Origin of the sequence: Pradoshia eiseniae (assembly GCF_002946355.1) — a bacterium.
GTDB classification, from domain to species: Bacteria; Bacillota; Bacilli; order Bacillales; family Pradoshiaceae; genus Pradoshia; species Pradoshia eiseniae.
Window position 1 is genome coordinate 19,095 of the sequence record NZ_PKOZ01000001.1, and the last position, 25,509, is coordinate 44,603.

The following is a 25,509-nucleotide window of genomic DNA, read 5'->3' on the forward strand; positions in this document are numbered from 1 at the left end:
TTTAATGAGGAGGGATTACGATGGGGAAATCGATTATTGATAAAATCTGGGATAAACATATTGTTCGCAAAGAGGAGGGCAAACCAGATTTATTATACATCGATCTGCATCTCGTGCACGAAGTGACCTCTCCTCAGGCATTTGAAGGTTTAAGACTGAAGGGAAGGAAGGTCCGTCGTCCGGATTTGACCTTCGCGACAATGGATCATAATGTCCCAACAATCAACCGCTTTGTTGTAACCGATGAAGTCGCGAAGAGGCAAATGAGTGCTCTGGAGCGAAATTGCAGTGAGTTTGGGGTGCCGCTTGCAGGACTTGATAGTGAAGACCAGGGGATCGTTCACGTAATCGGTCCGGATCTCGGTCTGACGTGGCCAGGGAAGACGATCGTGTGCGGGGATAGCCATACATCGACACATGGTGCCTTTGGTGCCTTGGCCTTTGGGATTGGCACGAGTGAAGTAGAGCATGTACTCGCTACTCAAACGATTTGGCAGAACAAGCCTAAAACGATGAAAGTTGAAATCAATGGTCAATTGAAGCCGGGAGTGACAGCTAAGGATGTCATTCTCTATATCATTTCGCAAAATGGCGTCCATTTTGGCACCGGGCATATCTTAGAATATGCGGGTGATGTGGTCCGCCAAATGTCTATGGAAGAGCGCATGACCATCTGCAATATGACGATTGAAGGAGGAGCGCGCGCTGGTCTCGTCAGCCCGGATGAGACAACCTTTTCTTATATGAAGGGGCGGAAATATGCACCAAAGCCAGATGAATTCGAACGTTATAGGAATGAATGGGCAGCGCTCGCCAGTGATGAGGATGCAGATTATGACAGAGTCATTGAGATTCGCGGTGAGGATATCTCGCCAATGGTCAGCTGGGGTACAAATCCTGGTATGTGCAGTCCGGTAGATGGGCATGTCCCAGTTGCTTCTGACCTTGATGAATCAGCCGCACGCTCCTTGAAACGGGCGCTCGAGTATATGGGGCTTCAGGAAGGACAGGAAATCAAAGAGATTCCTGTCCAGCATGTCTTCATTGGCTCGTGTACAAATTCGCGCATGGAGGATTTAAGGGAGGCTGCTGAGATGCTCCGGGGCAAACGAGTCGCAGAGGGTGTACGTGCGTTGGTCGTTCCAGGCTCCCAAAGAGTCAAAAAGAAAGCAGAAGAGGAAGGGATAGACATCATCTTCAAGGAGGCAGGCTTCGAATGGAGGGAAGCAGGCTGCAGCATGTGTCTGAGCATGAACCCGGATGTCGTCCCTCCTGGAGAGCATTGTGCCTCCACCTCTAACCGTAATTTTGAAGGCAGGCAAGGGTCGGGAGCAAGGACACATCTCGTCAGCCCGAAAATGGCTGCAGCGGCAGCGCTATATGGCCGATTTGTAGATGTGAGGGAACTTGAAGGTATCATCAGTGAAGGGAGTGTGAGTTAAGATGGAGCAAATGACGATTTATACAGGCAAGCCAGTCATTATGGACCGAGATCATGTGGACACTGACCAAATTATCCCGAAACAATTTCTGAAGAGAATTGAACGGACAGGATTCGGCCGCTTCCTATTCTACGATTGGCGTTACGAAGCGGAAAATGTTGAACGCCCGGACTTTGAGCTGAACCAGGAGGAGAACCGCGGGGCGACTATTTTGGTAGCTGGTGAAAACTTCGGCTGCGGTTCATCAAGGGAGCATGCTCCATGGGCGCTCGGTGATTATGGCTTTAAAGTCGTTATCGCTTCTTCGTTTGCGGATATTTTCCATCAGAACTGCCTGCAAAATGGCATTCTGCCCATCACGCTCCCAAAAGAAACGCTCGCTGCACTGAAGGAGCATATTCGCGCTGAAAAGAACGAGATAACCGTTGACTTGCCGGAACAGAAACTCACTGCCGGGGATAGATTCTCGGTGTCATTTGACATCCATCCATACTGGAAGAACATGCTCACAAATGGCTGGGATGAAATATCTTTGACGTTGCAATACGAGGATTCCATTAAGGAATATGAAGAAAGGCTGTTTGTCTAGGAGAGTCTGAAATAATGATTAACGGTGCAGGCGGAGAGTCATTTTCCGCCTGTTTTTATTTTCCTTTCAGATTTCTCTTTAGGTAGGAGCTAGAGAGTGCTTGGCAGATTACTTTTTTCTTCACCGAAGGAGAATAGATATTGCTCTGCTATTAGTTAGCTGAATCAAGTGGGTTTTAAGAAACGGTTATTTTTCACATATCCGCCGTGTTGTGTGAATTTTTTTGTAATGGTCAGCTTGCTGTCCATTATCTGGATAAATGATTTATTTAAAAAGGAATTATTGATGCTTAAATCAGTCTAAAGGAAGAAAGGAAATGCGCGGAGGGAAAAATACTTAAGTGCATAAATGTATTGACAAAAAATATTTTATATGTTATAATGAAAAATTTCTATGTTAAAATAAAATCGTTCTGTGAATATATCTACGGAGGGTTTTATTTATGAAATCAAATGAAGCAAGTATGACATCCTTAATTTCTGCTTTTGGCCGCGCATATCATCATCTCTTTGATACCCCTGTTATTTTTGATGATTTTATAGCCCCTAAACTACTGTCTAAACAGGAATTTGAAGCTATAAAAATGAATATGATAAAGGGTATAAGTTTTTTTAATCCAGAAATGGCTGGCAAGTTAAAAAATCAACCGGATGAAATCTTAAAATGGGTTACCCAAATACAGCTTTCTCCTACACCGTTAGCGCGTGCTGCATTCTGTGAAAAGGTGCTCCTGCACGAAGTTTCTTTGGGGGTTACTCAATATATTGTTTTAGGCGCGGGCATGGACACTTTTGCCTTACGCCACCCGCAACTTGAATATGATCTTTCCATTTATGAAGTTGATTTTCCTGCAACACAACAATTTAAACTAAATAAGTTAAAAGAATCTAATTTACACGTGCTATCTAATTTGCATTTTATTCCTTGTGATTTCACAAAGAAAATTTCAGCCGACTTTCTATTTGAAAACGGAGTGAAACGAGAGAAAACCTTCTTTAGCTTATTAGGTGTTTCATATTATTTGTCAAAGGATGACCTGAAGGGACTACTGATGAACCTTTTGAAAGAAATGCCTGAAGGTAGCTCAATTGTATTTGATTATGCTGATGAAAACCTCTTTACGGAAAAAGGGTTATCAAATCGCGTGGAAAATATGGTCAAATTGGCGGCAGCTAGTGGTGAGCCGATGAAATCTCATTTCACGTATAAAGAAATGGAATCATTGCTAGGAGAAGCTGGCTTGTTGATATATGAACATTTGTCTCCAGAAGATATTCAAATGAGTTTTTTTAATAATCGACATGATTATTTAAAAGCCTTTGAAACGGTTCACTTCATGCATGCTGTGAAGAAATAATGGGTAACTTTGTCTCTGCCGTCTATAGATGGCGGAGGCTTTTTACTTTTTATTTTTATCGAACCTGCTCATGTGGGTCTTCTGTTTCGACAATGTTTTGTTTTTCACAGAAAGGCATGCTACACTTACTTCAATTAATTTATTTTTCGAGGCGGTACAATATGGAGAAAAACGAACACAAAATAATTCCCTTTCCGCATCTGAGCGAGCTGTTGATGAAAAAGGGCATGGAGGCAATGGAGGGCAAAAATTACAAAGAAGCATTTCGGTATTTTGACCAAGGAATTCAGATGGAACCAGACCATGAGGATATTAATTTGGGTCTGGCATTATCATTGGTCGAGCTGGGCCGCTATCAAGAGGCGAAGGAAATTGTCAAGCGGATGATGGACCAGGGCATCGGCGACTATTTTCATGTGATTAATATTTATTTGATGATACTTCTCCAATTAAATGAACATGAGGAAATCGCAGCAGTGATTGAAGCGTTATTTGATGAGGATCAAGTTCCGCCAGAGAGGGTTGAATCGCTTGAGAATCTGCTCTTGATGAGCAAGAGGATTGTCGGGCAGCAAGAGGATTCCTCCCAGCCTTCACCGACAGAGGGACTGCCGATTGATGAAGCAGAGGTTGTGCGAATTCTTGAGGCTGGAACAATTGAAGAACAATTATACATATTATCTTCCTTATCTAACCAAAACATACGTCCGTGGGCTGATGCACTATGCCAATACTTAATAGAAGAAAAGCATCCATTTCTTAAGACGCTCGTGCTCTCGCTCTTGCGGGAACAAGAAGTAAATAGGACGGTTGAATTGAACAAATTTGGGCAAAGATGGACAGTGAACATAGAGGATCTTCCAAAGCCTGAAGAGACCAGGTTCCTGATGGAGCTGCAGAAGGAATTGAGTGAGAAGCTTGAACATAATGACCCTATTATGTATGAACAAGCGATGGAGATGGTCAAACGGCACAATATTCTCCTTTATCCATTAAATATCGATCATTTGTCGATTTGGGGAAAAGCTTATGAGAGACTGGTCGAAGAAGCCTATGGGCTTGTTTCGGATGAGCCGGAGGAAGAGATAAAAGGGATATTAGAAGAAATAAGAAATTTGGAAAGCATTACTTTCCCTGTTATTTGAAGGCCGAAGTGTTGAAACGTGGAAAACGTATGTTATAATATAATGGTTGCAATATGCATGTGTACAGGCAAAGGCCTGTGCGGCCTAAGGATCTATATATCTGGTTCCATATTTGCCAGTATTAAAAAAAGACGATTTATTAGGAAATATATATAGTTGGAGGGAAAACCATGTCTGCAAAATGGGAAAAGCTAGAAGGTAACCGCGGCGTCTTAACCGTTGAAGTTCCTGCTGAAAAAGTGAACGAAGGATTAGACTCTGCGTTCAAAAAAGTTGTTAAACAAGTACAAGTTCCAGGTTTCCGTAAAGGAAGAATGCCACGTTCTTTATTTGAAAAGAAATTCGGCGTAGAATCTCTTTACCAAGATGCGCTTGATTTCATCTTGCCTGAAGCATATGCTGCAGCGATTGATGAAACAGCTATCGTGCCGGTAGATCGCCCTGAAATCGACGTTGAACAAATGGAAAAAGGTCAAGCTCTTATCTTCAAAGCGACTGTTACAGTGAAGCCTGAAGTAAAACTTGGCGAATACAAAGGTCTTGAAGTGACTAAATTTGACACTGAAGTGACTGATGAAGAAGTAAACGAAGAAATCAAACAAATGCAAGAGCGCAATGCTGAGCTTGTTATTAAAGAAGAAGGCGCAGCAGAAAAAGGCGACACAGTTGTTCTTGATTTTGAAGGATTCGTTGACGGCGAAGCTTTCGAAGGCGGAAAAGCTGACAACTACACATTGGAACTTGGTTCTAACTCTTTCATCCCAGGTTTTGAAGATCAATTGGTTGGTCTTGAAACAGGCGGAGAAAAAGATGTGGAAGTTACTTTCCCAGAAGAATACCATGCTGCTGAACTAGCTGGTAAACCTGCTGTATTCAAAGTGAAAATTCACGAAATCAAAACAAAACAGCTTCCAGCACTTGATGATGAGTTTGCGAAAGATGTAGACGAAGAAGTTGAAACTTTAGACGCTCTTAAAGAAAAAATCAAAAACCGTTTAGTAGAAAAGAAAAACCATGATGCTGAGCACCATGTAAAAGATACAGTTATCGAGAAAGCAGCAGAAAATGCTGAAATGGACATTCCAGCAGCTATGATCGATACAGAAACAGATCGCATGGTTCAAGAGTTCGGTCAACGTCTTCAAATGCAAGGTATGACTCTTGATATGTACTTCCAATTCTCTGGACAAGACGAAGCAGCTCTTAAAGAGCAAATGAAAGAGGAAGCTGAAAAGCGCGTACGCATCAATCTTACTCTTGAAGCTATCGGAAAAGCAGAGAACATCGAAGTAAGCGAAGAAGAAATCAACGCTGAAGTTCAAACAATGTCTGAGCAATACGGCTTATCTGCTGAGCAAATCATCCAAGCGCTAGGCGGCACTGAAAGTGTTAAAGGCGACTTGATTGTTAGAAAAGCAATCGATGTATTGGTTGACAACAGCAAAACTGTAGAAGCTTAATCCATATATAATCATAGAAACAAGGTGCGATTTAACTTATCGTACCTTGTTTTATACATATCATATTTGCAAATCTCGCTAAAAATCGACTTTCGATATCGAAATGTTTTTGAGTATACATAATTGCTTTTTTTCTGAATAAAGTGTAGATTAATTCTAAATAATTGAAATACATATGATTCCATTTTTGAATTAGAGGATTGAAAGTCGGCCAGAATGGATATTATGTACCTATACATAATAAGCATGTGATTACGTATTTTCCGTCAACCATTTCTTTACCTCAAATGGAGCGATGTGTGTTACAATCCTTACATACCCTTCATTTGTTAATCTGATCATTTTGTACTGCAGATTTCATGATAGAGTCCATATTACCAAGGGGTGAAACTATGTTTAAATTTAATGATGAGAAAGGGCAGCTTAAGTGTTCTTTCTGCGGCAAGACTCAGGAACAAGTCCGAAAACTCGTAGCGGGTCCAGGTGTTTATATATGCGATGAATGTATTGAACTTTGTACAGAAATCGTTGAGGAAGAGTTAGGTACAGACGAAGAAGTGGAATTCAAGGATATTCCGAAACCAATGGAGATTCTTGATATCCTTGATGAATATGTCATTGGTCAAAAAGGGGCAAAGAAATCCTTGGCCGTGGCGGTATACAATCACTATAAACGCGTCAATTCCAACAGCAAGATTGAAGATGTTGAATTGTCCAAATCCAATATATGCTTAATCGGTCCTACAGGAAGCGGGAAAACTTTGCTTGCCCAAACATTGGCCAGATTGCTGAATGTTCCGTTCGCTATTGCGGATGCGACATCCTTAACAGAAGCTGGTTATGTCGGAGAGGATGTTGAAAATATCCTTCTTAAGCTGATTCAAGCGGCTGATTATGATGTGGAGAAAGCCGAAAAGGGAATTATCTACATCGATGAAATTGACAAGATTGCGCGTAAATCTGAGAACCCTTCTATCACTCGTGATGTATCGGGTGAAGGGGTTCAGCAAGCTTTGCTTAAAATCTTGGAAGGAACGGTTGCGAGTGTGCCGCCACAAGGCGGAAGAAAACATCCGCATCAAGAATTCATCCAAATCGATACAACGAATATCCTCTTTATTTGCGGAGGAGCATTCGATGGTATTGAACCGATCATTAAACGACGCTTAGGTCAAAAGGTAATCGGTTTCGGTTCTGCAACAGAGAAAGAAGATATCCAAGAAAAGGATCTTCTAACGAAAGTTTTGCCAGAGGACATGCTTCGCTTTGGCTTAATTCCAGAGTTCATTGGACGTCTTCCTGTCATTGCGACATTGGAACAGCTTGATGAGGATGCTTTGATTCAAATCCTTACTAAGCCGAAGAATGCTCTTGTGAAGCAATATCAGAAGATGATGTCACTTGATGACGTTGAATTGGAATTTGAGGATGAAGCCCTTCTTGAGATTGCGAAGAAAGCAATCGAGCGGAAGACAGGTGCGCGTGGCCTTCGTTCCATTATTGAAGGAATCATGCTAGAGGTGATGTTTGAATTGCCATCACGCGATGATATCGCAAAATGCGTCATCACAGCAGAATCCATCACAAAAGGAGAATCACCAAAGATTATTCTTTCTGATGGTACGACTGATACGGTTCAGAAGAAGACTTCTGCTTAATGCAGATTTAATAGGAAATGCTGGTTCCAATAGGGGCCAGCATTTTTTTTGAGGAATAAAAATAAACCTTCTTTCTTGCTCATATATGGAATGATTAGGGGTTTATTCCCTTTCTGATAAGGAGATACTAGCTTGTATCTTTATACGATGAATCTTCAGGAGGGTGCATAAATGAGTTGGACAGCCGCAGTAATCATCATCCAATTATTTTTTGGAGTTGTCATTGGATTATATTTCTTGAATCTGTTAAGAGGGCAGCGGGTTCAAAAGGTGACAATCGATCGGGAAGCAAAGAAGGAAATGGATCAATTACATAGAATGAAGGCGATCAAGCTGACGGAGCCTTTATCGGAAAAGGTGCGCCCGGCAAGCTTTCACGATATTATCGGGCAGAAAGATGGCATTAAGGCGTTAAAAGCTGCATTATGCGGACCGAACCCGCAGCATGTGCTTATCTATGGACCGCCAGGCATCGGAAAAACGGCTGCGGCAAGACTTGTGCTGGAGGAAGGGAAAAGGAATACGAAGTCACCCTTTCGCCAAACAGCTCCCTTCATTGAATTAGATGCGACAACAGCACGGTTTGATGAAAGAGGGATCGCTGACCCGTTGATTGGATCTGTTCATGACCCTATCTATCAGGGAGCGGGAGCAATGGGACAGGCGGGCATTCCACAGCCGAAACAAGGTGCTGTCTCTAATGCGCATGGAGGCATTCTCTTTATTGATGAGATTGGAGAGCTTCATAATATCCAGATGAATAAATTGCTAAAGGTGCTTGAGGACCGGAAAGTCTTTTTTGAAAGTGCCTACTATAGTGAAGAAAATCCAAATATCCCGAAGCATATTCATGAGATTTTCACGAATGGTCTCCCATCTGATTTTCGTCTAGTAGGTGCGACGACAAGGACGCCTTCTGAAATTCCGCCGGCTATCAGGTCAAGATGCATGGAAATCTTCTTCCGAGAATTGAATGAAGAGGAGCTCATGCAAGTCGCCTCCAATGCTGCAAAGCGGGTGGAGCTTAAGCTAGGTGAGAAGGGATTGCGATTGGTTGGCCAGTATGCAAGTAACGGGCGTGAAGCTGTAAATATGGTTCAAAGCGCAGCTGGTCTTGCCATCACAGATGAGCGAGATTACATCAAGGATGAGGATATTGAATGGATCATTCAATCAAGTCAGATGACACCGCGCTTTAGTCCAAGCGTTGGGACAGAATCTTCTATTGGGGTGGTTAATGGTCTGGCAGTAACTGGTCCGAATACTGGGGCTTTATTGGACATTGAAGTGACCGTTATCGAAGCGCAGGATAAGGGAACGGTCACCATCACCGGAATCGTGGAAGAGGAGAGCTTCAACAGTCCTGGCAAATCAATACGCCGCAAGAGCATGGCGAAAGGTTCAATCGAGAATGTTGTCACAGTCTTACGCACAATGGGAATCCCGGCAGATCGATATGATATCCACGTTAATTTCCCTGGCGGCATTCCTATTGACGGACCGTCAGCAGGCGTTGCAATGGCCGTGGGCATATATTCGGCAATTTATCGAATTCCAGTGAAAAACACGGTAGCCATGACTGGTGAAATAAGTATTCATGGGAAGGTGAAGCCAGTTGGCGGGGTCTTCACCAAAGCGAACGCAGCAAAGCTTGCCGGAGCAGAAATGGTCATTATTCCAAAGGAGAACGTCCAATCCATTCTTGATGAGCTTGAAGGCATTATCATTAAGCCGGTCAGTCAGCTGAAAGAAGTCTTCCAGGAAGCGTTTGATCGAACACAGATCATCGACCAAATCATGGAGGATATGGAGCGCACATCTGAGAGGGAGAGCGGATAAAAAGGAAAAGAGCTTGCTCGCTTCATCGGCAAGCTCTTTTCTTGTGTTTGCGCCTTCTGTCTTATAAATGAAATAAAAGTATGAAAAATGTTAAAAAACTCAGGGAAAAGGGAAAAGAGGAGCGTGAGGCAAGAGAACGCCCTAAATAGACACGAGTCTATAAATACGATAAAATTGGTAAAGGTCTTATTCTTATAACATATAACAGGTTTTAAATGGAGGTGCAACAAATGGCAATTACTGAGGAAAAACACGTTCCCCTCCTGCCGCTGCGCGGATTGCTGGTTTTCCCAACGATGGTTCTTCATCTAGATGTTGGAAGAGAAAAATCTGTACAGGCGCTAGAGAAAGCTATGGTAGATGACCATTTTATTTTTTTGACAACCCAAAAGGAAGTATCCACAGATGAACCGAGTGAGGAAGATGTCTATCAGTTAGGTACACTCACGAAGGTCAAACAGATGCTTAAGCTTCCCAACGGCACCATTCGGGTTTTGGTGGAAGGCATATCACGCGCTCAAATGATTGAGTACGTGGATGAGGGAGACTATCTTGCTGCAAGGCTTGAAGTCGTAGAAGACTCCACTGAGAAAGATCCTGAAACTGAAGCGTTAATGAGAACCTTGTTGGATTACTTTGAACAATACATAAAAATTTCAAAGAAAGTAACAACGGAGACGTATAACACGACAGTTGACATTGAAGAGCCAGGACGGCTTGCTGATATCATAACCTCCCATCTTCCGCTTAAGCTGAAGGATAAGCAGGATATATTGGAAACAATCGATATTAAAGAACGCCTGAATAAGGTCATAGATATCATTCACAATGAAAAAGAAGTCCTTAATCTGGAGAAAAAGATTGGCCAGCGTGTGAAGAAATCAATGGAGCGTACGCAGAAGGAATATTATTTGCGTGAGCAATTGAAGGCGATCCAGAAAGAGCTTGGCGACAAGGAAGGCAAGACAGCTGAAGTCGCGGAGCTGCTGGAAAAAATCAATCAAGCAGGTATGCCTGAACAAGTTCTTGAGACAGCTAAGAAGGAATTGGACCGGTATGAGAAGATTCCGGCGAGCTCGGCTGAGAGTGCGGTCATCCGTAATTATATCGAGTGGCTTATCGCGCTTCCATGGTCTAATGCAACAAAGGATGACTTGGATATTATGAAAGCGGAAAAGGTCTTAAATGATGACCATTACGGTCTTGAAAAGGTTAAGGAGCGAGTGCTTGAGTATTTGGCTGTCCAATCGCTCACTAACTCGCTTAAGGGGCCGATTCTTTGCTTGGCTGGACCTCCAGGTGTCGGTAAGACAAGTTTGGCGAAATCAATTGCAAAATCATTGAATCGTCATTTTGTCCGTGTTTCTCTTGGGGGAGTACGGGATGAATCGGAAATCCGCGGCCACAGACGCACGTATGTTGGCGCCATGCCAGGACGGATCATTCAGGGAATGAAGAAGGCAGGAACCATTAATCCAGTCTTCCTTCTCGATGAAATTGATAAAATGTCACATGATTTCCGCGGTGACCCGTCATCCGCGATGCTCGAAGTCCTTGACCCGGAACAAAACAACTCATTCAGCGACCATTATATTGAAGAAACATATGACTTATCTAAGGTTATGTTTATAGCGACAGCCAATGATTTATCTACCATCCCGGCGCCTTTGCGTGACCGAATGGAGATTATCAATTTATCTGGCTATACCGAATATGAGAAGCTCCATATTGCCAAGGAGCATCTTCTGTTAAAGCAATTGAAAGCACATGGTTTGTCCAAGAGCAATCTTCAAATGAAGGATGAGGCCATCACGCAAATCATTCGTTACTATACGAAGGAGGCTGGTGTGCGGACGCTTGAACGTCAATTAGCTGCCGTCTGCCGAAAGGTTGCGAAGATTATTGTATCTGGCGAGAAGAAAAGGGTCGTGGTGACACAGAAGAATGTCAGTGATTTTCTAGGTAAGCCTTACTTCCGATTTGGGGCAGCGGAGCTGGAGGATCAAATAGGTGTTGCTACAGGTCTAGCTTATACAAACTTTGGCGGAGATACCCTCCAAATTGAAGTATTATTGTCACCAGGAAAAGGAAAACTGATTCTAACAGGAAAACTTGGTGATGTAATGAAGGAATCTGCTCAGGCTGCGCTCAGCTATGTGCGCTCAAAGTCAGAAAAACTTCATATTGACAAGGATTTCTACGAGAAATATGATATTCATATCCATGTCCCGGAAGGAGCTGTACCAAAGGATGGCCCTTCTGCTGGGATCACGATTGCAACAGCGCTTATTTCAGCGCTTACGAAAAGACCAATCCGTAAAGAAGTCGGCATGACAGGCGAGATTACGCTGCGCGGACGGGTGTTGCCAATCGGCGGATTGAAGGAGAAATCAATGAGTGCCCACCGTGCCGGTTTGAAAAAGATTATCTGCCCGGTCGATAATGCTCGGGATATCGATGACATTCCGGAGAGTGTGCGCAATGATTTGGAATTCGTATTTGTTTCGCAGCTAGATGAAGTATTGCAGCATGCATTGGCAGGTGAAGAAAAGTGAAAGTAACACAAGCAGAGATTGTCATGAGCGCGGTGAAGCCGGAGCAATACCCGACAGACGGGTTCCCGGAATTTGCGCTGGCAGGACGTTCGAATGTAGGGAAATCTTCCTTTATTAATAAGATGATTAACCGTAAAGGCTTGGCTCGGACATCCTCGAAGCCGGGGAAAACCCAGACATTGAATTTCTATAAATTGAATGAAACGATCTTCTTTGTTGACGTTCCAGGATACGGCTATGCAAAGGTATCCAAGACCGAGCGGGAAGCCTGGGGCAAGATGATTGAGACATACATTACGACAAGGGAGCCGCTGCGTGCGATGCTTCTGATTATCGACCTCCGTCATAAGCCATCGGCAGATGATGTGATGATGTATGATTTCTTAAAGCATTATGAAATTCCGACGATTGTTATCGCAACGAAAGCTGATAAGATTCCAAAAGGAAAATGGCAGAAGCATCTGAAAGTGGTCAGAGATACATTAGACCTTGCTAAGGGTGATGAGATTATTCTCTTCTCATCTGAAACAGGGCTAGGGAAAGACCAGGCTTGGAATGCCATTCAAGCCAGAATATAAGAAGTAAAAATGCAGGAGCTGTAACTTAACGGCTCCTGCATTTTTTATTTCTTCTTATAAAGGATGAATAGGCCGGTGAGAATCAAAGCAACTGGCCAGTAGGCAGAGAAAGCTTCAGCATAATTTGATATACCAAAAAAGTCGAGGATCTTCTCATAAAAGATTAATAAGACAGAGATGATGATAAAGAGGATGCCGGCCCCTTTTCCAACTCCTTTTTTTAGATAGATCAGAAGGAAGCCTAGTCCAAATAAAAGGAAGATAACCACTTGTTCACCTGGCCAATAGGCAAGCTTTCCGGCGATATATTGGTGCAGTCCATAGCCTGTGAAGAAGACTCCCGGCAGCAGGAAGTCTGCCTGTCCCCCAAACCTGCTTTGCAAAAGAAAGGCAAGCCCAAGAATAATGCTTAACGTTGCCCATGAATAATATGGTTGAAATAGCGGAAAATCAATTGAGTGTAAAAGGTAAAAAAACCCAAAACCAATTAAAATGGTGCAGGTGAAATAACGAAATTCTCTCATCTTTCGACTCCTAGTTTGTTATTATTGATAATTATTCTAATCTTTGTTAATGTACAGATAGTACGAATTTACACATCTTACTGATAGAGATACTTTTTGGTAAAAAATCTGCCGACTGAAACCTATATTGATTATATCAGGTTTAGCAATTTTTGAATTATTTTTTCTATAAATCCTTTTATATCAAGCCTTTGAGCGATTATAAGGAATTTAGATACAGCCAATAGAATCGGCATGAGGACTAATGACTAATTGGCTCAAAGGATGTAGAAAAAGGTCAAATAAATGATCGTTTTGAAGGCTGAAATGCTTATAACGGTCTAATGATGAATGAGAATTGTGTAAAGTTACGATTTTGTTCACAATTCATCCTGGCAGTTTATGAGGAATACCTGCTTGAAGAATATCCGCAAATTACGCAAATGGGGGTGTAACAGGGGAGATGCATATCATTACCGTAGGTCTGAATTATAAAACTGCTCCTGTTGAAATCCGTGAGAAAGTAAGTTTTGAATTAGATCAGTTACCTGAAGCGATGAAGGCGCTGCAAACAAAAAAGAGCGTTTTGGAAAATATCATCGTTTCCACTTGTAACCGCACAGAGGTATATGCGGTCGTCGACCAGTTACATACCGGACGATATTATATTAAGGAATTTTTATCTGAATGGTTTTCCATTGATTTGACTGAACTTTCCTCTTATTTATATATCTATGAGGAAGATGGGGCAGTAAATCATCTTTTCCAAGTGGCGTGCGGCTTGAACTCCATGGTGCTTGGTGAGACCCAGATTCTTGGTCAGGTGAAGAAGAGCTTTATGCTCGCACAAGTAGAGAAAACAACAGGTGTTTTGTTTAATAATTTATTCAAGAGAGTGATTACGCTCGCGAAAAGAGCACATGCCGAAACAGAAATCAATAAGAATGCCGTTTCCATCAGCTATGCGGCTGTTGAACTTGGCAAGAAAATCTTTGGTTCGCTGGAGGATAAGAAAATTCTTATCCTTGGTGCCGGCAAGATGGGACAGCTGGCCATTGAGAATTTATATGGTAGCGGTGCGACACAGGTTACCGTCATTAATCGGACGCTTGAGAAAGCAGAAAAGCTCGCCTCTAAATATTCTGGAAAGGCGAAGATGCTCAAGGAGCTGCAATGTTCCTTGCTTGAAGCAGACATTCTCATCAGTTCTACCGGCTCAAAGGATTACGTCATAACGAAGGAAATGATGGAGAATATCAATATCCTGCGTAAGGGAAAACCGATTTTCATGGTAGATATTGCGGTACCTCGTGACCTGGATCCTCGTTTAGTGGAGCTTGACAGTGTGTTTCTCTATGATATCGATGATTTAGAGGGGATTGTCCAAGCGAACCTCGAAGAACGGAAAGAAGCGGCTAGAGAGATTATGATCATGATTGAACAGGAGCTTGTTGAATTCAATGCATGGCTAAAGATGCTTGGCATCGTTCCTGTCATCTCTGCCTTGCGTGAAAAGGCGCTTTCCATTCAGGCAGAAACAATAGCGAGCATGGAAAGAAAGCTCCCTGGATTAAGTGAGAGAGAATGGAAGGTTATCAATAAGCATACGAAGAGTATCGTCAATCAAATGCTGAAGGATCCGATTCTATATGCGAAGGAAATTGCGGAGAAGAAGCATTCAGATGCTTTGCTTCAGGCGTTTATCGATACGTTTAATATAGATGAACTGGTTGAGAAAGAAGAGAAAAAAGCAGTGCCGTACAAGGAATCAGCGCGCAATCAAGAACGGCCCATCCTGCGAGTAGTTTCACAGCCTTATTGATTAGGCAGGACGGCATAATGCTTGATATATATTTAAATAGAGTGCTTGAGATAACTATCCTATTGTATGCCTTAAGTGTATTGCTATATTTCTATGACTTTCTACAAAATAATCAGAAGGCCAATAAGTCGGCCTTCTGGATTCTTTCGATTGTTTGGTTCATGCAAACAATCTTTTTATTTCTTTATATTTATGAAGCGGGCAGGTTTCCAATCCTTTCGCTGCTCGAGGGGCTCTATTTTTATGTCTGGATTTTGATTACTGTTTCATTGGCCTTGAATTGGTTTTTGAGGACGGATTTTTTGATCTTTTTCACCAATCTGCTTGGATTTGGGCTAATGGTCGTCCAAACGTTCTCTCCCATACAGCTGGACAAGATCGAGAACAGGACCCAGTTTATCTCTGAGCTATCAGTCATTCATATAACGGTCGCGATTCTTTCCTATGCGGCCTTTGCCCTATCATTCGTTTTCTCGCTTTTGTACTTAATTCAATATGATTTGCTTAAGCGAAAGAAATGGGGCAAGCGGCTTGTCAGACTTGGTGATTTGGCAAAGCTTGAGCAGATGGCTTATCGATTGGTTGTGGTTGGTCTACCTCTATTATTGCTTTCCTTAATACTAGGGTTAGAATTCGCCTATATAGTCGTGGAGGATATCGTTTGGTATGACAGTAAAATCATCGGATCCTTTGCATGTTTGACCGTATATGGTATTTACTTATATATGAGAGTAAAGAAAAAATATTATGGGAAGACGCTGGCCTATTGGAATATCGCATCCTTCCTGCTTGTTTTGATCAATTTCTTTTTATTTGGGAACACATCAGCATTTCATGTCTTTTGATGGAGGGAAATCATGAGGAAAATTATCGTAGGATCACGTAGAAGCAAACTGGCATTAACACAATCAAATTGGGTGATCGACCAGCTGAAGGGGCTAGGCTTGCCCTTTGAGTTTGAATTAAAGGAGATTGTGACTAAAGGAGATAAAATTCTGGATGTCACCCTTTCAAAAGTCGGAGGAAAAGGATTATTCGTCAAAGAAATTGAACAAGCCATGCTAGATGGGGAGATAGATATGGCTATCCATAGCATGAAGGACATGCCGGCAGAGCTTCCGGAGGGCTTGACGATTGGCTGTGTGCCTAAGAGGGAGGACCATCGTGACGTTCTGATCTCGAAGAATCATATGCCTCTTAGCGAGCTTCCAGAGGGTGCGATTATTGGTACATCAAGCTTGCGAAGAAGCGCTCAGCTAAAAGCCCAAAGACCTGACCTTCAAATTAAATGGATTCGGGGGAACATCGATACACGTCTCCAGAAATTAAAGGATGAAGACTATGATGCGATTATTTTGGCCGCGGCAGGTCTTTCAAGGCTTGGGTGGAGCAAGGATATCGTAACCGAATATTTGGATGACGAGCTGTGCATCCCTGCTGTCGGTCAAGGGGCGCTTGCGATTGAATGCCGGGTCAATGATGGAGAGCTCCTTAAGGAATTGGCAAAGCTGAATTGCCGTGCGACGGAGGAAGCGGTACTTGCTGAGCGCGCTTTCTTAAAGACAATGGAGGGCGGATGCCAGGTGCCAATCGCAGGCTATGCGAGAAAAACGGATAATGGCAGCTTGGAGATGCTCGCTCTCGTCGGTTCTCCTGATGGGAAAATCATTTACCGGGATACGGTGCAAGGAACAGAACCGATCGCACTTGGAGAGGAGCTTGCTGAGCGTTTATCTGAACGCGGAGCGAAGGAGCTCATCGACTTGGTGAAAGAGGAGATGGAAAGCTGAAGATGGCACAAACCATGTTTCTAAAAGGGAAACGGGTGCTCGTCACAAGAGAGGAATCACAGGCCCAGTTATTATGCGCCATGATCTCAGAGCATGGAGGGGTACCTGTATTGGTGCCCCTCTTATCGTTTCAGCGGCCAAGTTCAGAGGACTGGAAGGATGCCAGCTGGAAGGCAAGGAGACTTCATCTATTTGATTGGCTTGTCTTTACGAGCAAGAATGGGGTTCAATATTTTATGGAGCTGGCAAAAGAAACGGGTATTCCTCTAGACCAGCTTCCGAAGATTGCAGCAATTGGGAAGAAAACCGAGCTGGAATTAGGCAAGCTTAGTCTTCAGGCGTCTTTTATCCCGAAGACTTATGTGGCAGAAGCTTTCCTGCCTGAATTTCTTGAAGTTGTCCATAAGGATGAAGCGGTTTTAATTGTCAAAGGTGACCTGGCGAGAGATTATATTTATAAAGGGCTATGCGCCCAGCATATAAAGGCGGAAGAAGCGGTCGTATATAGCAACAAACCGCCAGCCGGTGCTGTGGAGCACCTAATAAGCACGTTAAAGGAACAGGCTATTGACCTTTTCCTCTTCACGAGCCCCTCAGCGGTAGAGGCGTTCATGCGTATTGTCTGTGAGTCTGGGCTGAAGGAGAAGACGGAAGGGAAGATTATTGTGACGATTGGACCGGTGACAAAGGAGCGGGCCGAGCGGCTTGGTTTATCCGTTGATGTGAGCCCAGAACAATATACGATTGAACATATGCTAAAGGAAATAGATTTATATTATCAAAACAAGGAGTGCTAATCATGACAAATACATTTACCCGGCACAGGAGATTACGCAAAAATAGTGCGATGAGAGCACTTGTACGTGAAACACATCTTCATGTAGATGATTTCATCTATCCAATCTTCATTACGGAAGGGGAGAACCAAAAAAATCCAGTGCCATCCATGCCTGGTGTTTTCCAATTTTCCTTAGACCGTGTAAAAGAGGAGCTTGATGAGGTTGTTTCATTAGGAATTAAATCGGTCATTTTATTCGGCGTGCCAGATGATGCAGATAAGGACGAATGTGGAACAGGTGCTTTCCATACACATGGAATTATCCAAAGAGGGATTCGCTTTGTGAAGGAGCATTATCCTGAATTGCTTGTTGTTGCGGATACCTGTCTATGTGAGTACACAAGCCATGGCCATTGCGGAATCGTGGAGAATGGGGCTGTCTTAAATGATGAAAGCCTTGAATTGCTTGTGAAGACAGCAGTGAGCCAAGCAGAAGCAGGAGCTGACATTATCGCTCCGTCCAATATGATGGATGGATTCGTCACAGCCATTCGTGAAGGACTGGATGAGGCAGGCTATTTGGATATTCCAATCATGTCGTATGCAGTGAAATATTCTTCAGCCTTTTACGGCCCTTTCCGTGATGCAGCAAACTCCGCACCGCAGTTTGGAGACCGGAAAGCGTATCAAATGGATTATGCAAACCGGCTTGAAGCGTTGCGCGAGGCAGAATCAGATGTCGCTGAAGGAGCGGATTTTCTTATCGTGAAGCCGGCACTTGCCTTCCTTGATATTATTCGTGATGTGAAAAATAATTTTAATTTGCCGCTTGTCGCTTATAATGTAAGTGGGGAGTATGCAATGGTTAAAGCGGCGGCAGCCAATGGCTGGATTGATGAAAGAGGAATCGTGATGGAAACCTTGGTCGGGATGAAACGGGCCGGAGTGGACCTCATCATCACCTACCATGCCAAAGATGCCGCAAGATGGATCAAAGAGACGAACTAATCCGATAATTGAAAAGGAGATTTGGACATATGCGATCATATGAAAAATCAAAGGAAGCCTTCAAGGAATCTGTCAATCTGCTGCCTGGCGGCGTAAACAGCCCAGTGCGCGCATTTAAATCGGTCAATATGGACCCGATTTTCATGGAGCAGGGTAAAGGCTCCAAAATCTATGATATTGACGGCAATGAATATATTGATTATGTGCTCTCATGGGGACCGCTTATTCTCGGTCATGCGAATGACCGCGTAGTAGAAGGCATAAAAAAAATCGCAGAAACAGGGACAAGCTTCGGGGCACCGACCCTATCAGAGAACCGCTTGGCTCAGCTTGTTATTGACCGTGTTCCTTCTATTGAGATGGTCCGTATGGTCTCATCCGGAACGGAAGCAACGATGGCTGCTCTTCGCTTGGCACGAGGCTACACAGGACGAGATAAAATCCTTAAATTCGAAGGCTGCTATCATGGACATGGGGATTCTCTCCTCATTAAAGCAGGTTCTGGAGTGGCGACACTTGGATTGCCAGACAGTCCAGGTGTGCCTGAGGGAATCGCTCGTAACACGATTACGGTTCCATATAATGATCTTGAGAGCGTTAAATATGCGTTCGAGCAATTTGGTGAAGATATCGCAGGCGTGATCGTGGAACCTGTGGCAGGGAACATGGGTGTTGTACCGCCAGTCCCAGGATTCCTTGAAGGCCTGCGCGAGATTACGGAGAAAAACGGTACCCTGCTGATCTTTGATGAGGTAATGACAGGCTTCCGTGTTGATTACCACTGTGCACAAGGACACTTCGGCGTAACGCCTGATTTGACTTGCCTTGGCAAAGTCATCGGCGGCGGACTTCCTGTCGGCGCGTTCGGCGGCAAGAAGGAAATCATGAGTCAAATTGCTCCAAGCGGCGCTATCTATCAAGCTGGTACCCTATCAGGAAACCCGATGGCAATGACGGCCGGCTATGAAACTTTGGCTCAATTGACAGAAGAAACCTACCAGACCTTCATCAAGAAGGGTGACCGGTTGGAGGAGGGCTTTATGGAAGCGGCAGAAACATATCATGTACCGCTTACCTGCAATCGAGCAGGATCTATGATTGGCTTCTTCTTCACGAATGAGAAGGTCACAGATTATGAATCAGCTAAATCCTCAGACCTGCAATTTTTTGCTGAGTATTATAAGCAAATGGCAGACAATGGGGTATTCCTTCCTCCTTCTCAATTCGAGGGAATCTTCTTATCCACAGCACATAGTGAAGAGGATATCGAGAAGACGATTCAAGCTGCCCAAAAAGCATTCAAGGCAATTAAAGGGAAATGAGAGAGATATGCCAGCTCCTTTTGTGGCTGGCTTTTTACACCCAAAAATAATGTTCAACTAGAATTTTGATTGAACAATTGGCGGGAAGGGTATAATATAATCATAAATACACACGAAAGAAACCAGAGAGCTGGTAACTCTCTGGCTGCAACTACTGCGAGTGGTATGCAAATAAGCTATCTCTTAGTTGAAGAACCACCCTTTTGCTTTGGCCGGCACGGGGTGGTTTTTCTTTTTTTCTTTAGCGGTAGATTGGCAAATCGCATGGCGATTGCAGCAGCAAAGGTCGTAAGAAAGATCGTTGCTGCATCTTTGACTAAAGTTTGCAGAAAATCCATTGGTATATCACCTCCCTTCCCTCGTTTAATAAGGAAAAGAAAGTGCATGCCACCCGCACCGAGTAGTTGGTATCGATTATACCATATTCTTCTAAATTATAAGGGGAATATTGGTTGGTGATTCATCTCCATACTACCGGCTGCTGCTCATTTGATTTCTGGAAACTATATCATAATCCTCTTGCCTCCCGCATAGGCTTTAAATGACATTTAGATGAAAAGGGTTGGAGGGAGGAACAGGTATGTCTCCAGAAAAAACATCGTATTTACGATTTTCTTTAGAAGAAAATGTTTGGTTTCATAGCGGACAGGAAGTGAGCGAGTTATATTCCATCTCGTTAGAGCCGAATGTCTCTGTGCATGAGGTGGAGCAGTATATTATTTTGCGGGGGACTTTGGACCTCATGGGTGAATATAAGCCGCAAGAAGGCAATGAACCTGGGGAAGACGAATTGAATCGCCGTTATGTGTCCATCACGGACCAGCGGGAGGATACGTATGAATTTCAGCATCAATTCCCAGTCGATATTACCGTTCCAGCTGAGCGTGTTCAGGATAAAAATGAATTGAGCGTAGGTGTCCAAAGCTTTGATTACCATCTCCCAGAAGATGGCTGCTTGCATTTGACAGCTGAATTATGGATATCTGGCATCCAGGATGAGGCGATTGATCGAGAAGAGAGCGAAGCGGAGGCCATTCCTGTTGAGGCTATTGATCATAGACCAGTTGAAGAGGCAACGGAGGAATCTCCTGAGGAAATTCTAGTAGATGCAAAAGCAGAAGAAATTCCATTATACCGTTCATCCTTAGAGGTGGAAGAGGAAGAGGAGACGCAAGACGGGGAATTAACTCCATTCAGCTTTCCCTCCTATCCTTCCGTTAACAAAGAGTCATCAAGTGAAGATAACTTCTATGCAGAAGCGCGGATTCCGCCTGAACAGCAAATGCAGAACGATGAGGAATTTGAAGAAGAAAGGGATTTCCTTAACCACTTACCAGCAACAAAGGGAAGCGAGAAACCATCAGCCTATCAATCAACGTTCGTGCCAGATGAAGAGGTGACAACAACACCTGCTTATCGCACCTATCAGTCCGAAGACCATGTAAGGAATCAAAAGGCAGAGGAGCAGAGGAAAGAAAACGCAGCGTCCGCTAACAAGGAGTCAAAATCGCTCTTATATGATTTATTCTCACCGGAGGAAGAAGCGAAACAGGCGAAGCTTAAGGTATATATTGTCCAAGGGAATGAGACAATTGACAGTCTTGCAGATCGCTACCAAATCAGCGCACAGCATATTGCGCGCGTAAACCGGATTGGAGAGATTGATAGTCTTAGGGCAGGCCAGGTTGTCTACATTCCTTTAGCAGCCTCGTCCAATAAACCAGCAGAGTAAAAGAAAAGGCAGAGTGCAGAAAATCCTGTAACTCTGCCTTTTGCCTAATAGGCACGTGGAGAAAGGGTGCCATCATAATGTTAAGAGCGGATAAGAAATGGCTGGCTGATTATTTGCAAAATTATCAGCTGGAACTTGAGTTTTATGAGGATTTTGGAAAGGTCAAAAAAGTATATACGAATAACGGAATCTTTGCCGTGAAGACAATCAAAGCCAATCGCGGCTTCGATTTCATTAAAAATGTCCAAAACCTTTATCAAAATGGGTATAACCGGATTGTCCCGATTTATCCGGCTATTGATGGCCGCTATGCGGTTCTCCATAATGATAAGCTGAGTTACCTGATGCCTTGGCTTCCTGATGAGGTGGAAGAGGAACGGAATGAGCGGCATCAGCAAATGTTCCGGGAGCTAGCGCGTATGCACACTCTCTCGGCGAAGGAATCTCCCATTCCCTCGCAGGAACGTAAGGAGCATTATGAAAACACCCTGCAAGAGTGGGAGGAGCAGAGGGAATTTCTGCTTGAGTATATGAACACAATCGAGAAGAAATGGTATATGTCTCCTTTTGAGCAATTTTTCTGTCTTTGCTTCTATGATGTATCACAAGCCTTAACGTACTCAATGAATAAAATCAAACGATGGTACGAACAGACGAAGGAGGACGAAAAGGTTCGCAACGTCATTACACATGGGAATGTATCCATTCACCATTTTTTATACAGTGAAAATGGGTATGGTCATTTCATTAATTTTGAGCGTACCAAAACAGCACCTGCTTATTTTGATTTATTGCCTTTTGTCGTTAAGCAATTAAAGACATACCCTATTCAGTCGGAAGAAACAGTCGAATGGATCAATAGGTATTTTCAATACTTCCCATTTAAGGAGGGAGAAATGCTGTTATTTATGTCTTATATGGCATACCCGGCTAATTGTCTCAAGATTGTCGATCAATATTCCCGGAAAACCTCCGGGAAGGATGAGCTGCAATTCTGCCGGAAACTCCAAAGGCAATATTGGCTATTAAAAAATATGGAATACATTATCATGAGGCTAGAACAGATCGAGGAGAGTAAAAAACCGAAGGAGCCAAGTGATTGATAGGGCAGCCCGGTAATGGCTGTCTTTATTTTCTGCGCTTATAAATATATGTATCTTTCTGCCTTTGCTTCTCGGAATATTGGTGTGTTTGCCTTGCTTGGTTTTAAGGAGCTCTGTTAGCTATCAGGGTAGATAACGAAAAAATGGAAGGGACGTGTATAAGAGGAGGTGGTGATGAAAAGAATTAAGGGGGGAAATTTTGCTATTGTTTTATTCACTTAACCAAGTGCTCTGTCTGCTTGTACTCTAAGTCCGAATTTTGATAATTGATGAACTGTATTCGTAAGCAGCTAAGGATATCCTGAAAAAAAGAGCAGCAAGGTCTGCTGCTCGTAGTTTGAAATTTATCATTCTAAATGATCGATAGCATATTGAGCTTCTTCAGGAGTGAATTTCTCTCCGTATTCAGAAATCAGTTGGTCATAAATAGCATTCTTGGACATGTTCATACTATCAGCATATGACTCTGCTTTCTTTAAGGCATTTGCTTTCCAATCATAATCAAGATGATCGATAGCATATTGAGCTTCTTCAGAGGTGAATTTCTCCCCATATTCAGAGATTAATTGATCATAAATAGCGTTTTTTGACATATGCATGCTATCGGCGTATGACTCTGCTTTCTTTAAGGCATTTGCCTTCCAATCAAATTCAAGATGGTCGATAGCATATTGAGCAGCATCAGCAGGGAACTGCTCTCCATAATCAGAAACTAATTGATCATAGATAGCGCTCTTTGACATAGACATGCTCTTAGCATATTGTTCTGCCTTTTTTAATGCAGAACTAAATTCTCTAGAAACACTTGGTTCTTCAGTCTTTGCTTCTTCTTCGGTCACTTCTTCAGCCGTTGTTTCTTCTTTTGCCTGCTCTTTCTTTTCTGTGTCTACACTTGTTTCTTTTACATCAGCAGAATCAACAGCCTGACTATCCTCATTATCTCCAGAAGTACCAACTGCTGCAATGAATATAATTGCAATTAACCAAACCCACCATTTTTTATAAAATGGCTTTTTCTTCTTATCTTTTGACCCCATTCTATACACTCCTTTCTATTCATCCATAAAATTATTTTACCATAATTTCTCTCTAAAGGCTGATGATTGCATTTAGGTTTATTTTGTAAGTTGTAGAGAATCATAGAAGGCATCACTCAGGATTTCTTTTGGGAATGAGGTATCAGAAGGCTTGGGGCCTCTCGCTGTGAGGGGAATCTATTTCTTTTGTTTGTTAACTAAACCGACAAGTTGATGATTTGCTGCTCTTTGATTGCAGATTATTGATTTAAGAAGGATTGCTGCCCTTTTATATTGAACTTCTTATGGTAGAAGAGGGTGGGGAAGGTGAGTTTGGAATATATGAAACCATTACAAGGGAAAATTGCTGTTGTTACAGGAGCTTCGCGCGGAGCGGGCAGGGGAATAGCTTATCAGTTAGGGAGTGCGGGGGCGACCGTTTATGTCACAGGTCGGAGCGTAAAGGGAGCTACAACCGATCATCGACCAGAAACGATAGAGGAAACGGCGGCTGGAGTCACTTTACGCGGAGGAAAGGGCATCGCCATACGATGTGACCATACTAGCGAGTTTGACGTAAGAAATCTGTTTGAGCAAATTAGCCTGGAACAAGGCCACATTGATATTTTAGTTAACAGTGTATTTGGCGGCTCTGAAAGCTCTTTGCCAAAAGGGACTGGAGCGCATTTTTGGGAACGCCCGCTGGAGCATTGGGATGCGATGATGGTTGCAGGACCACAAGCTTATTTAATGACTGCTCGATACGCGATGCCTCTGATGGTAAAACACCATAAAGGATTAATAATAAATATCACATTTTTTATCAAGAACCAAGTTTCAGCTAATTTATATTATGATTTGGCTATGAATACAATCAATCGGATGACGTCTGCAATGGCAAAAGAATTAAAGGAGTTCAACATTTCGGCCGTTGCTGTTTGCCCGGGATGGATGAGAACAGAAAGAGTGATAGATTCGGGTTATGGACCAGAGGATGGGGCAACGGAAACAACAGCATATGTAGGGCGTGCGGTAGTGGCGTTGGCGTCAGATGCCATGGTATCAAGGTTTTCTGGTGAAACAGTTATGGTGGCAGAGCTAGCGAGAAAATATGGCTTTACCGATGTGGACGGAACTCAGCCTCTGCCATATGAAGGATAAGAGATGTTGTTTTGATTAGGCAAGTAACGAAGGGAACCTTTACGAATTATAAATATTGTGCTAGAGAGCATGTATCTTTCTACGGCAGTATGTTTATTTTCCTGCTTGCTCTCATGGGATTCTTTCTGGCAAGGCTCCCTATTCTTTGCAAACAAAAAGCCGGGCCTCTGCCCGGCAGTGAATCAGCACATCAAATGATTTCTAAATAAAAGGCAAGTACGAGGCCAATTAAGAAGAAGAGCAGGAGCAAATCAACGATGCTTGGAAGAAAGAAGGTTCGTATTCCTTGAAAGACGGTGATAGGGACAGCAAATTGACGTGTCACATTAAGCCCATTTTGCATCCAAGGAGGCAAGTTGTATCTATTCATCCTTCGTCTCATGCGGAAATTCCCCCTTTATCACATTCTATTCATGGGGCTAGGCTCAAGTGCCTTTGCCCAATTGAATAAATTATATAAAATTGGGAAACAATGATTGACGTCAGGCTACATACTTATGTATGATAACAGTATTAAAAAAAACCAATTAAAAGCTTTGAATGGGAAGAGTACGCGGCAGAAGGCTGTAAGAGAGAGGAATCCACCGGCTGAAAGGTTCCTTCAGTAACAAAATCCGCAGAAGGTCGCCCAGGAGCTGTTTTCGTGAACCA

General features: G+C 43.1%; 22 protein-coding genes and 1 other annotated feature (1 of these 23 cut by a window edge). Of the genes, 18 read left to right on the forward strand and 4 right to left on the reverse strand.

The features are described 5' to 3' along the window. Positions 1 to 20 precede the first annotated feature (20 nt). From leuC to yihA, 9 genes are all read left to right on the forward strand, one after another. The gene (leuC, locus tag CYL18_RS00085) at positions 21 to 1,442 is read left to right on the forward strand and encodes a 3-isopropylmalate dehydratase large subunit (protein WP_104847437.1); all 1,422 of its coding nucleotides are present in this window, start codon (positions 21 to 23) and stop codon (positions 1,440 to 1,442) included. Position 1,443: 1 nt separating this feature from the next. Further along, positions 1,444 to 2,031, forward strand: coding sequence for a 3-isopropylmalate dehydratase small subunit (gene leuD, locus CYL18_RS00090; protein WP_104847438.1), 588 nt, complete (start codon positions 1,444 to 1,446; stop codon positions 2,029 to 2,031). Positions 2,032 to 2,473: 442 nt separating this feature from the next. After that, positions 2,474 to 3,388, forward strand: coding sequence for a class I SAM-dependent methyltransferase (locus CYL18_RS00095; protein WP_104847439.1), 915 nt, complete (start codon positions 2,474 to 2,476; stop codon positions 3,386 to 3,388). A 161-nt stretch (positions 3,389 to 3,549) separates the two neighbouring features. Next, on the forward strand, positions 3,550 to 4,533 hold the full coding sequence (locus CYL18_RS00100) for a tetratricopeptide repeat protein (protein WP_161497046.1): 984 nt from the start codon (positions 3,550 to 3,552) through the stop codon (positions 4,531 to 4,533). 170 nt (positions 4,534 to 4,703) lie between these two features. Further along, positions 4,704 to 5,993, forward strand: a complete 1,290-nt coding sequence (gene tig / locus CYL18_RS00105) for a trigger factor (protein WP_104847441.1) — start codon at positions 4,704 to 4,706, stop codon at positions 5,991 to 5,993. A gap of 392 nt (positions 5,994 to 6,385) precedes the next feature. Next, the gene (clpX, locus tag CYL18_RS00110; RefSeq protein WP_104847442.1) at positions 6,386 to 7,651 is read left to right on the forward strand and encodes an ATP-dependent protease ATP-binding subunit ClpX; all 1,266 of its coding nucleotides are present in this window, start codon (positions 6,386 to 6,388) and stop codon (positions 7,649 to 7,651) included. 171 nt (positions 7,652 to 7,822) lie between these two features. Then, positions 7,823 to 9,490, forward strand: coding sequence for an ATP-dependent protease LonB (gene lonB, locus CYL18_RS00115; RefSeq protein ID WP_104847443.1), 1,668 nt, complete (start codon positions 7,823 to 7,825; stop codon positions 9,488 to 9,490). Between the two features lie 230 nt (positions 9,491 to 9,720). Beyond that, the gene (lon, locus tag CYL18_RS00120; RefSeq protein WP_104847444.1) at positions 9,721 to 12,045 is read left to right on the forward strand and encodes an endopeptidase La; all 2,325 of its coding nucleotides are present in this window, start codon (positions 9,721 to 9,723) and stop codon (positions 12,043 to 12,045) included. Next, the gene (gene yihA, locus CYL18_RS00125; protein ID WP_104847445.1) at positions 12,042 to 12,623 is read left to right on the forward strand and encodes a ribosome biogenesis GTP-binding protein YihA/YsxC; all 582 of its coding nucleotides are present in this window, start codon (positions 12,042 to 12,044) and stop codon (positions 12,621 to 12,623) included. Before lon ends, yihA begins: the two co-directional genes overlap by 4 nt. Positions 12,624 to 12,667: 44 nt before the next feature. Here yihA and CYL18_RS00130 read toward each other — a convergent pair whose 3' ends face one another. Next, positions 12,668 to 13,147, reverse strand: a complete 480-nt coding sequence (locus CYL18_RS00130; RefSeq protein WP_104847446.1) for a hypothetical protein — start codon at positions 13,145 to 13,147, stop codon at positions 12,668 to 12,670. Between the two features lie 442 nt (positions 13,148 to 13,589). Between CYL18_RS00130 and hemA the strand changes: the two genes are divergently transcribed. Genes hemA through hemL form a run of 6 tightly spaced genes read left to right on the forward strand, consistent with a single transcriptional unit; the run spans position 13,590 to position 19,846 of the window. Further along, positions 13,590 to 14,948 (forward strand): glutamyl-tRNA reductase, encoded by a 1,359-nt coding sequence (gene hemA, locus CYL18_RS00135; RefSeq protein WP_104847447.1) that lies wholly within the window; start codon positions 13,590 to 13,592, stop codon positions 14,946 to 14,948. Positions 14,949 to 14,965: 17 nt separating this feature from the next. Further along, positions 14,966 to 15,793 carry a cytochrome C assembly family protein gene (locus tag CYL18_RS00140; RefSeq protein WP_104847448.1) on the forward strand — a complete coding sequence of 276 codons (828 nt, stop codon included), beginning with the start codon at positions 14,966 to 14,968 and terminating at the stop codon, positions 15,791 to 15,793. Positions 15,794 to 15,805: 12 nt separating this feature from the next. After that, positions 15,806 to 16,738: a hydroxymethylbilane synthase gene (gene hemC, locus CYL18_RS00145; protein ID WP_104847449.1), complete on the forward strand. Its 933-nt coding sequence runs from the start codon at positions 15,806 to 15,808 to the stop codon at positions 16,736 to 16,738. A gap of 2 nt (positions 16,739 to 16,740) precedes the next feature. Then, positions 16,741 to 17,535 (forward strand): uroporphyrinogen-III synthase, encoded by a 795-nt coding sequence (locus CYL18_RS00150; protein WP_104847450.1) that lies wholly within the window; start codon positions 16,741 to 16,743, stop codon positions 17,533 to 17,535. Positions 17,536 to 17,537: 2 nt separating this feature from the next. Beyond that, positions 17,538 to 18,524 carry a porphobilinogen synthase gene (gene hemB, locus CYL18_RS00155; protein ID WP_407984483.1) on the forward strand — a complete coding sequence of 329 codons (987 nt, stop codon included), beginning with the start codon at positions 17,538 to 17,540 and terminating at the stop codon, positions 18,522 to 18,524. Positions 18,525 to 18,553: 29 nt separating this feature from the next. After that, complete coding sequence (gene hemL / locus CYL18_RS00160; protein WP_104847451.1) at positions 18,554 to 19,846, forward strand: glutamate-1-semialdehyde 2,1-aminomutase; 1,293 nt, start codon at positions 18,554 to 18,556, stop codon at positions 19,844 to 19,846. 176 nt (positions 19,847 to 20,022) lie between these two features. Here the strand turns inward: hemL and CYL18_RS19330 are convergent, their stop codons facing one another. Then, a complete protein-coding gene (locus CYL18_RS19330; RefSeq protein ID WP_201741219.1) occupies positions 20,023 to 20,184 on the reverse strand; it encodes a hypothetical protein in 162 nt (53 codons plus the stop codon). Positions 20,185 to 20,426: 242 nt separating this feature from the next. Between CYL18_RS19330 and spoVID the strand changes: the two genes are divergently transcribed. Together spoVID and ysxE are read left to right on the forward strand one after the other, a co-directional pair. Beyond that, positions 20,427 to 21,578: a stage VI sporulation protein D gene (gene spoVID, locus CYL18_RS00165; protein WP_104847452.1), complete on the forward strand. Its 1,152-nt coding sequence runs from the start codon at positions 20,427 to 20,429 to the stop codon at positions 21,576 to 21,578. A gap of 77 nt (positions 21,579 to 21,655) precedes the next feature. Next, positions 21,656 to 22,681 carry a spore coat protein YsxE gene (gene ysxE / locus CYL18_RS00170; protein WP_104847453.1) on the forward strand — a complete coding sequence of 342 codons (1,026 nt, stop codon included), beginning with the start codon at positions 21,656 to 21,658 and terminating at the stop codon, positions 22,679 to 22,681. A 347-nt stretch (positions 22,682 to 23,028) separates the two neighbouring features. On the opposite strand, the gene CYL18_RS00175 is transcribed toward ysxE, so the two are convergent. Continuing rightward, positions 23,029 to 23,718 (reverse strand): Ltp family lipoprotein, encoded by a 690-nt coding sequence (locus CYL18_RS00175; protein WP_104847454.1) that lies wholly within the window; start codon positions 23,716 to 23,718, stop codon positions 23,029 to 23,031. Positions 23,719 to 24,039: 321 nt separating this feature from the next. Here CYL18_RS00175 and CYL18_RS00180 point away from each other — a divergent pair, with 321 nt between their 5' ends. Continuing rightward, entirely contained in the window at positions 24,040 to 24,858 is an 819-nt protein-coding gene (locus tag CYL18_RS00180) for an SDR family NAD(P)-dependent oxidoreductase (protein WP_104848307.1), read from the forward strand. Positions 24,859 to 25,048: 190 nt separating this feature from the next. On the opposite strand, the gene CYL18_RS00190 is transcribed toward CYL18_RS00180, so the two are convergent. Next, positions 25,049 to 25,240 (reverse strand): hypothetical protein, encoded by a 192-nt coding sequence (locus CYL18_RS00190; protein WP_104847456.1) that lies wholly within the window; start codon positions 25,238 to 25,240, stop codon positions 25,049 to 25,051. A gap of 145 nt (positions 25,241 to 25,385) precedes the next feature. Further along, positions 25,386 to 25,509 (forward strand) — a binding site (T-box leader); it runs 123 nt beyond the window's last position.